The sequence below is a fragment of the Sulfuricurvum sp. genome, assembly GCF_028688295.1.
Classification (GTDB): Bacteria; Campylobacterota; Campylobacteria; order Campylobacterales; family Sulfurimonadaceae; genus Sulfuricurvum.
This window is the reverse complement of the sequence record NZ_JAQTYM010000081.1, coordinates 1-8,929: the sequence shown is the minus strand read 5'-3', so window position 1 is coordinate 8,929 and position 8,929 is coordinate 1. Positions and strand designations below refer to the sequence as shown.

At 40.8% G+C, this 8,929-nt stretch carries 6 protein-coding genes; 2 read left to right on the top strand and 4 right to left on the bottom strand.

What is annotated here, in order from left to right; translation table 11 throughout:
- Positions 1–146: 146 nt before the first annotated feature.
- The 4 genes from PHR02_RS12075 to PHR02_RS12060 all read right to left on the bottom strand — a co-directional run bounded on the left by PHR02_RS12075 (position 147) and on the right by PHR02_RS12060 (position 7,134).
- Positions 147–371, bottom strand: coding sequence for a hypothetical protein (locus tag PHR02_RS12075; protein WP_299992373.1), 225 nt, complete (start codon positions 369–371; stop codon positions 147–149).
- A 145-nt stretch (positions 372–516) separates the two neighbouring features.
- A complete protein-coding gene (locus PHR02_RS12070; RefSeq protein WP_299992372.1) occupies positions 517–1,293 on the bottom strand; it encodes a hypothetical protein in 777 nt (258 codons plus the stop codon).
- A 198-nt stretch (positions 1,294–1,491) separates the two neighbouring features.
- Complete coding sequence (locus tag PHR02_RS12065; RefSeq protein WP_299992371.1) at positions 1,492–2,244, bottom strand: hypothetical protein; 753 nt, start codon at positions 2,242–2,244, stop codon at positions 1,492–1,494.
- A 3-nt stretch (positions 2,245–2,247) separates the two neighbouring features.
- Positions 2,248–7,134 (bottom strand): RHS repeat-associated core domain-containing protein, encoded by a 4,887-nt coding sequence (locus tag PHR02_RS12060; RefSeq protein WP_299992370.1) that lies wholly within the window; start codon positions 7,132–7,134, stop codon positions 2,248–2,250.
- Between the two features lie 171 nt (positions 7,135–7,305).
- Between PHR02_RS12060 and PHR02_RS12055 the strand changes: the two genes are divergently transcribed.
- Complete coding sequence (locus PHR02_RS12055) at positions 7,306–7,914, top strand: hypothetical protein (RefSeq protein ID WP_299992369.1); 609 nt, start codon at positions 7,306–7,308, stop codon at positions 7,912–7,914.
- A complete protein-coding gene (locus PHR02_RS12050) occupies positions 7,911–8,792 on the top strand; it encodes a hypothetical protein (protein ID WP_299992367.1) in 882 nt (293 codons plus the stop codon). Before PHR02_RS12055 ends, PHR02_RS12050 begins: the two co-directional genes overlap by 4 nt.
- The last annotated feature ends 137 nt before the right edge of the window (positions 8,793–8,929 follow it).

Below are 8,929 nucleotides of genomic sequence, written 5' to 3'. Positions count from 1 at the left end.
GTATCTTGCAAACACCAATCATCATTTTACCTTATTTTTTACCATAAGATACTTTTGAAATGTGAAAGCAGTTTTATGTAGTGGAATTATCATCAACAAAATTAACGCATTAAAAAGTGTTTAGTATATTGGGGTCATTCCAATCTTTAAAACTTTTTATTCCATGGCTTATTTTGATCACTTAAATTAGTGAAGTAGGGTATCATTAGATACAGCCCATATATACCAAATGTTAAAATAAATACAAGAGAAAATCCAGTGCCGATTGTTTCCAATAAAAAACTCTTAAATCCAAATATCATAAAGCCCATAAAACACATCATGATTGCACCAATCTGTGCGTTTCTTTTTAACTTTTGATCATTATTCATTTATACCTCTCTGCTTGTAGTAATGCACCTATCCCTATCATGATAAATATCATATCAAGTAGGAATATTTTTGTAGGGAAAATTTGAAAATAAATTCCAATTAGTCCAAATGTATAGCCAAATATGCGAAATTTAATCTTATTACTCATTTATTTCTACTTTCTTTGTCTTTTTCAATATTATCAGCTACCCATGCAAAATAAGGCTTCAGCATAAGCTCATTTGCTATCATAATTCTTCTATCGCTACCAGCAATTATATCTGCTGTTGTATCAAATGCTAAGCCGCTCATAAATCGAGTTGGTGCAGTATTTTCTAAGAGATATAGCGATGTTTTGGTAACTAACCATGCAGCGCCAAAAAATAAAGTTACAGGAAATGGTACTTTTCCAGCTGTAGCTATTCCTGCAACTGAAACAAATGTATCTACATTTTTTAGGCCATTAATTGTACCCGCTTTAAATTCTTTAAAAAATCTTGCTTCATTTTCTGCAATCGTTTTATTCATTCGATCTTGTGCTAATACTGAATTATTAACGGTATTGATAGCCGCTTGATCTATTTTTCCAGTAAAAATTGGAGATGGACGTAACGGATCATTATAGGATTGAAGATTATTATTTACTGGAATATCATTATGTTTTGTAATTCTGGTGATTGAACCGTTCTTATCTGCTTTTAATTCAGCAAACACTTCGATAGTTTTAACATAAGTTTTATTTTTTCCACCATTTTCAGCTACTTTCTGATGAACATATTTGACTATTTCAGAGGTTTTAGAAACTTTTTCTAGATAAACTATATCGATATTCCCACGATAATTCGTCCCACTTTTAATACTTTTGGCCCGTTTTAATGCTGCTTTTTTAAAGATATTGTCATTTTTACTTCCAGTAGATACATAAAAAATAAAATAAAGCATTTTATTCGGCTCTATCTTTATATCTCCACCTGCTACCTTCGATCCATCTATACCTGCTTTCGATGCCTTTCCCTCTCCATTAGAGGGTTGGTAGGTATGATTTACGCAGAGATTTATTCAATTGCAGATATCAAAAATATCACCTAATAACATCACTTCCAGATTCCCGATATCATGATCGGGAACTCTAAAAATACTTCATTTCACCGCTTCAGCTTTTATCCATGCCTTGATCTCTTTTTTCCCTTGGTAGCTGATGTAATACCATTCTTGCCCCGATTCGTCAGTTTTTGTATCCAACAATTTTACTTTATCACTTGCGATTAGGTACATTTTTGATTGGGATGATTCAGATGGAAATTTACTTAAATATGTTTTTTTAATTAGAGTTACAAAATAATCAACTTCTTTATCTTCGTTGGTTTTTATTCCTTGGAAAATGATTTCACCATTTGTATTCAAGGATTTTTCAATTTTCAAAGTTTCATTGAAAAAATTTTCAATTTTGCATAAGTATTGTTTTTGGACATCATTACAATATGTATTGATGACACCTTTATTATACTCTTTCCTATAAATTATTAATTGCTTTTTAGCATTGTCAATTTTATAATTTCCAATATAAGGAATTGGTTTGTACGGAATTAATTTATCACATGCAATGATATAAACACTGTATGAAAGATTTGCACCGATATCTGTTTGCAATAAAAATTCATTTTTACCATCAAAATTAATATCAGCCAATTGATACAATGTTTTTCCTCGCATTACAATTTCTTCTTTAAGTAATTGATTGGTTACTACCCCGTTATATACAATTGCAGTATCAATACCTTGTTTATTTGAGATAGTAACTTTTATATCTTTTGTGTTGATACAATCGTTAGCAAAAGTAATTGATGAAACAATTACAACTGAATATAACATTTTCTTAATACACTTTTTCATTAATCAAACTCCTAAAATTTGTTTAGCTTTATTAGTTGCTTCAATACGCCGTTGCATATGATTTGGTTCGGTTGTTCTGTTAGCATAATATGGATGAGCTTGAACTTTTCTACCATTTACATAAACAGAGACCCAATAAATATCGTCACTATTTACAGAATTCGCAATTTTTTGACTCTTTTCACCATAAACCCAGTACCATAAACTTGCTAAAACACCCAATTCTAAATTCGTTGCTATTTGGGTAGCTTTGTCTTTGCTAGAGGTAACATCTAGTAAAGCATACTTAGGAATATTGGTGCGTACATAGGTTTCAAACTTAGTATAATTAGATCTACCTGTAATTTGAATCATTCCCCTTCCTCTGAACCTTGAACCATCTCTAGGTTGATTATTTCCTAAATCATCACGACCATCATATTGTGAAAAATATGCTTCATCTCCTAACTCTGATGTATATACTAAATTGCCAGTTTCAGCGGCACATTGACCTAAAAAATAAGCTATACTTTTTCTGTTATTATGGTTGAACAAACAAAGTGCTTGATTTATTACTGGATGATATTCTTTAATTCTTTGTTGAGTAGCACTTTCAAATATTAATTTCATTTCATCTATGGACAATAATTCTTGGCATCCTTTTACTTTCAACGCTTCCCCACTCCCTTGCAAGAACTTTTGGGGTGAGTTTTTAGCTAGAGCACTCACTTCTAGCCACAGATAATCAAACTTTTCAGGTGTACCTGTCGTGTGTTTAAACTTCTCCTGCCACAGTTCAAGGCTAGGGCTAGTGTCGGTCGGTGAACTCTTTTGATCCTTTTTAGGTCTGAGTTCCACTTCTACTACCGCATATGTGCCTTGAGATATTGTTGTGACTTGGGTCACTTCAGCTCCGTCTTTTAGCATAACCAATTCACGTCCAGCTGTTGTGAGCATAGGATCTTTTTCATAGACTTTAAAAGTAACATTTTGACCTGATGGGCATCCGCTGAGTGTCGCTACCAATGTTATTTTTTCCCCTATAGAGGCTTCGGTGATTTTGATTGAACGCTCTTCTTTTTTAAAGAGCTTAAAGGTGATTGTTTCCCCTGCATTGTAACTCTCTTTTGTTAATGCCTCTTTGATCGATGCTTCCGTTGGGTATTTATTGGTTCCATAGGCACTTTTGCGTTTATTGTAGATGATATGTGCAATCTTTGTTTTTTGATTTGGAGTTTTGGTATAGTTGTTATTATAGGCAAAGGTATACGTTCCAGTTCCATCTAATACTTCTACTGTTGTCCGTTTAGCAAAATAGCCGTTTGTGATTTCACAATCACGTGATGCTGTACCAATAACTTTTCCTCCATCTCCTTTATTGACGGCTGCGGATGAACTTTTCGGATTCGGCGAAAAGAAATTTTGAACACCTTTGTTAAAACTATCGAATGTATTTGAGATCGTATCTAGTACACTTGTTTGCGGTATCCCACTTTGTAGCAATCCACTCGGATCCGTAAAATTCACCGGATCATTCCCGACATAGCGATAAAAGTTTGTATCCCCACCCATAAAGCCTATCGGATCAGGAGTGATAAATCGTCCTATCGTAGGATCATAGTATCGTGCTCGGTAGTAATACAAATCATCAGCATCTATCTCCCGTCCCGTGTAGCCGTAAGGGTTATAAGTCTTTACATTCTTGGTACTATGAGTAATCTTCCCGTATGCATCATAACTATAGCTCTCGACGATCTTGCCTTCTCTATCCGTTAGCGATAAGATAGAGTTCTGATGATCTCGATGATAATAATAGGTTTGAATACGGGATTCTCTAAAAAGATATTGCTCGCTCTCATCCAATGTCTCATAACGCTCTTGCTCCTCAGAACTCAAAGGAGTCGTTGGGTAAACACTGATAGAGAGAGGGGTATCAATCCCCTCATCATGCAACAATGTAGCGATCAGCTGATCTGTGTCTGCATTATAGATGGCTACGATGTTGTCTCCTGCGTAGAGGTAGCGGTGGTGGTATTCATTTATCGTTTCATGGTTCGACTGGCTCACCACGAACGACTTAAAGTGTTTGGTGATTCGTCGTCCTAGTGGGTCGTAGGTGAAACAAAGTTCCAATACGTGGGATGGATTCCGTGTCGGTGCACGGAATGACGAATACGATTCCGTACGCTGATACCCTATCAAATACCCCTCGATATCATAGGTATAAGTGGTGCGAGCCTCAGGAGAGGTTTTTTCTACCATCTGTCCTAATGTGTCGTAGGCAAACTCCCACTCTCCGTATCGGAGCAATCGATGGGTGAGGGGATCGATCAGAGTGTTGCCTAGGATGAGATTGCCCAGTTCATCATAGGTATAGCTCTCCTCATCACAGAGGATGACACGTCCCGCCTCATCATAGAGATAGGGAAGGCGGTTACGGGAGGTTAGCCGTGAACTTTTGTCATAGGTATAGATGAGAGACGTATCGCCGATATTACGCTCGATCAATCGACCTAACGGATCAAACACACTCTTTTGGGTGAGGCGGTTGGGATAGGTGAGGGCGGTTTGATTTTTCAATGGATCGTATTGGAAACCATACGATTCTAACCCTCTGCGCATCTGTGTGAGGTTCCCGCTCTCATCACGCTGGAGTTGATAGTGCATCCCCTCATATCCGATAAAGCGTTTGGAACCATCGGCGTTATAGGCATACGAGACACTCTCATCCCCTAGGCGCTCCAAAAGAATGTTGGCGTTCACATCATAGACGTATTCGATTGTATGGGTTCCGTCCTCGATGCGGAGGAGATTGCCCAAGCTATCGTAGTGAAAGAAGAGGGTTTTATTTCCGATGATCTGAGAGATTCTACGCCCTTTTTTATCGTAGGCGAATCGGTAACTCTCTCCATCCTCCCGTAATATCGAGACGAGACGATTACCCTCATAGGTGTAGATACGGAGCTGATCGGCTGGATTGATCATGCGAGATAGCAATCCATGTTCATTATAGGCGTAGCGAGTCATCCCCCCGCTATGTTCACGAACAGCACTGATACGCCCTGCATTGTCGTGATAGATATGGGTCGTTATGCGGGCATTGTCGGTGATGGCGATGAGTCGTGAGAGGGTGTCATACTCGAACTGCACAATCCTCTCCTGTGGATCGATAATCGTCGCGAGGTTACCGAGATCATCATAGACGTTCTGCGTTACACCTCCGAGTGCATCACTGATGCGGATCTGCTGACCTAAATCGTTGTAGGCATACGAGGTAGAGACACCATTGCGGTCGATAAAGGCGATTTTGTTGCCGCGATCATCATACGAGTAGCTCTCACTTGTTCCATCGTTGTAGGTGGTGCTCAGTTTATTGTAACGCTCATCATACACATGAGTCGTTATTTTATCCTCACGGTTTATGAGTGATGGGTAGGGGTTGTTTCCTTTGTAGTTGTAGAGGATGGTCCTTTTATCGGGTGTGATCTCACGAATGAGGCGGTGACGGTTGTCGAAGACTCGGATATGGGTGTTTCCCCCCTCATCGATAACGATAGAGGTATTGTCATGATACTCTTCGCGGGTTGTGGAACCATCAGGATAGGTGATAGCGCGGATGGCTCCGAAGTTATCGACCCCATATATCGTTTTATCGCCAGTAGCCTCTGTTTTTATGACACGGTTTGGTTCATAGCGGTAGGTATAGCTAAGAGCCTCTTCGGTGTAGCTCATCACCCGTTTGATTGGATCATAGTCCACACTCAACACCATCACACCGCTAGGATCGATGATCTGTGTGAGCTGATGAGTAGTTGTGCTATAGGTGTAGCGTGTTACTCCACCGAGCGGATCGTACATTTCGCTGAGGGTGTTTTGCGGTGTATAGGTATAGTTCCAGAGACGATCGGTATGATCACGTACTTGAGAGACGAATCCCTCTTTGTTGTAGCTAAAGGAAAGCGTGACGTGCCCTGAAGTGATACGAACGAGCTGACCATTACCCTCACGAATAAAATCGAGTGTATTGCCGTTGCGATCTCTCATCTGGGAGAGGAAGCCGTTTACATAGAGTTCGGTATGGGCATCACTAAAATAATCAAGTAAAAAGGTTTGAGGACTCAAAAGGGTGAGGGATGCTCCCAAGTCGTCACTGTCGATAAAGCCTTTGTCACTGTAGGTAAAACGAAACGTCTGATCATCGACAAAGACTAAACTAAAGGTTTGGGGATCGGTGTGAATCAGTTTCGTTTCATAAGCACACTGCCATCCATTGCCGAACATCCCACGGATTCCGTCGCTGAGGTACGTTCGCTGTAGACTAAAAGAAAATGGGGCGATGATGTTGGTATCGATAGCGGTATACAAAAGTTTTCCGCTTTTAAGCAACACGGGAGAACCGGTGCGGGAACCTAGGGAGCCGGAGCCGGAATTATTGGTCGGTTTGTTTTTGGCATAGGGCATCGGTATCGGTTCGGGTGTAGTGGCAGTTGCAATTTTCCCCTCATCGGTGATGTGTGCCGCGCTGCCGCTTTCGGAAGTAACAACCTTTCCTACGGTATTTTTGTTTTGCATATACTGCACGTCACCTACCCGTACAACCGCTTTTCCGTTGACAAAAACACTTGGGCTGGCTTCTATCGGATCGGATTGTGCTTCAACCGTTCCCGATTTTACCCCCCCTTTGCTCCCTTGTTTATCTCCGGTGACTTTGGTACTGTGCGAGGTTTTAAGATAGACGGGGTCGCTGTTGAAAAAGACATTGGGTGATACAGCATCCGCTTTGCTCAAATTTTGTTGAACATCATAAGGAACGTCTACAACCGAGGGACCTCTTGGCGTTTTGTTGACACTTGGAGAAGTACTGACTACTTTGTATTTGCTATTTTTACGGGCACCGAAGTTTTTTGCCATTCGCAAAGCTCCTTTTTAAATATTAAATGACTTTATTTGCTAAATATTGTTTTTTGAATTGAATCATAGCGAAATAACTTTCAATTTATAATTAATATAGTTATTAAATATTATAAATGGAATTGCTCTCGAAAAAATCTCCCTTTTATTTCCAAATGCTATACTTCTATTATGCAAAACAACCGACCAACCGAAGATCAAATCCGTACCCAATTCGTCACCTCGTTGATGGAATACTTCAAAATCGAGGAGGACATCAACCTCCGTGCGCATGTCGCCGATTTGGTACGGACGATTCAACCGGCACACTACCGTGAGTTTTTTCGCCGCCTCTCTTTACGGGCGATGCCTTACAAAAGCGGATTTGAAAAAATTGCTCTGATTGCCGAAGAGTTTGAAAACGAGGTTTTGACTCCTATCGATCAAGAGGCGCAAGAGCGGGGGCAAAAACTTTATCTCCTTATGTACGATATCCGCCGTGATGTGAGCTTAATACGTGATGGTGAAAAAAGTGCATTGGAGCGATTTGAAGCGATCCGTTTTACCTCGATAAAACGTCAAGGAGAAGAGAAAACGTTGCTTGATGAAACAGATATTGCAGTGGTAAAAATCTTGACGAAACGTTGGATTTATGATTACGTTTCGCTCGATCGGTCGTTATTTGAAGCACGTGTTACCCACGAGTACCGTAATGAAATACTGCGCCGTGAGCGTGAAACTCAAACGACCCTTTCGGTACCCCTTAAAACCAAATTGCTTCAATCGGTGAAACGAAAATGATTACCCTCCCCGCCTCACTCATCGATCGTCAGGATCTCACCCTCATGGAGCGTGCCCTCATCCCTCTTATCGCCCGTCACACACAACACTGGGGAGAAAAACCGCGTGATATCGACGCCTCAACCTTGGCACAAACCCTTCGGCACAGTCCACGCGAAGTGATCGAAGCACTGGATGGGATGGTTAAAAAAGGGGTTTTAAAAACCATTCGCCGTAAAAGCGACCAAGGGGTTATGATTTATTACACTTTTGCCCCAATAGAGAGTGTTGTTCCCCTCGTGCAGTTACAAAATGCCGCTCAATACAGTGATAGCAACTATTATCTCAACCTCAGCAACGATGCATTTGAAGAACTTCACGGATTTGCCTTGGAATTTTGCGATCGTGAGGGATTGAGAACCGATATTTTTGACGACTTCAACCTCTACCAACGGAGCCAAAACCGTCGCTCATTCGATTGGTGCGCCGAGTTTGAACGATGGGCACGACGCGACATGGCGGCTAATGCTCCTCTCGTTGCTACCAAACAAGAGCTCACTGACACCAAGCCTACCACCGAAGAGTTTGAAATGGCTCAATATTTTATCCGCCATCTCGCCTCGATCGATCCTCAGTTTGTCGAACCGTTCGACGTCTTAAGCTGGGCGAAACAGATTCGTCTCCTTATCGACACGGGGGGATATACACTACTCGATATCAAATCAGCCATAGACTGGCTCTTTAGTGCAAAAGGGGACTGGTTCCGCCCGAACGTACCCGATGCCTACCATTTGCGTAAACATTTTAAACGGCTTATCGCACACACCCGCTCTTTCCGAGACGGAAAGCCCCGACTGCCTGATGGGATCGATTTGTTCGACCTTTACGAGCAGATGTAACCATGATGTTATGTATTAATTGAGAACAAACTCGATTCGTCGATTTTTCGAACGCCCCTCTTCTGTTGCATTTGAAGCTACCGGATCGGCATCTCCCATCCCGTTTACAGTAATGACACTTGCATCAATCCCCTGAG

Bases quoted from the DNA above. Each gene is read 5' to 3' on its own strand.
- PHR02_RS12075 (WP_299992373.1), bottom strand. From the start codon at position 371: ATGAATAATGATCAAAAGTTAAAAAGAAACGCACAGATTGGTGCAATC.
- PHR02_RS12070 (WP_299992372.1), bottom strand. From the start codon at position 1,293: ATGCTTTATTTTATTTTTTATGTATCTACTGGAAGTAAAAATGACAAT.
- PHR02_RS12065 (WP_299992371.1), bottom strand. From the start codon at position 2,244: ATGAAAAAGTGTATTAAGAAAATGTTATATTCAGTTGTAATTGTTTCA.
- PHR02_RS12060 (WP_299992370.1), bottom strand. From the start codon at position 7,134: ATGGCAAAAAACTTCGGTGCCCGTAAAAATAGCAAATACAAAGTAGTC.
- PHR02_RS12055 (WP_299992369.1), top strand. From the start codon at position 7,306: ATGCAAAACAACCGACCAACCGAAGATCAAATCCGTACCCAATTCGTC.
- PHR02_RS12050 (WP_299992367.1), top strand. From the start codon at position 7,911: ATGATTACCCTCCCCGCCTCACTCATCGATCGTCAGGATCTCACCCTC.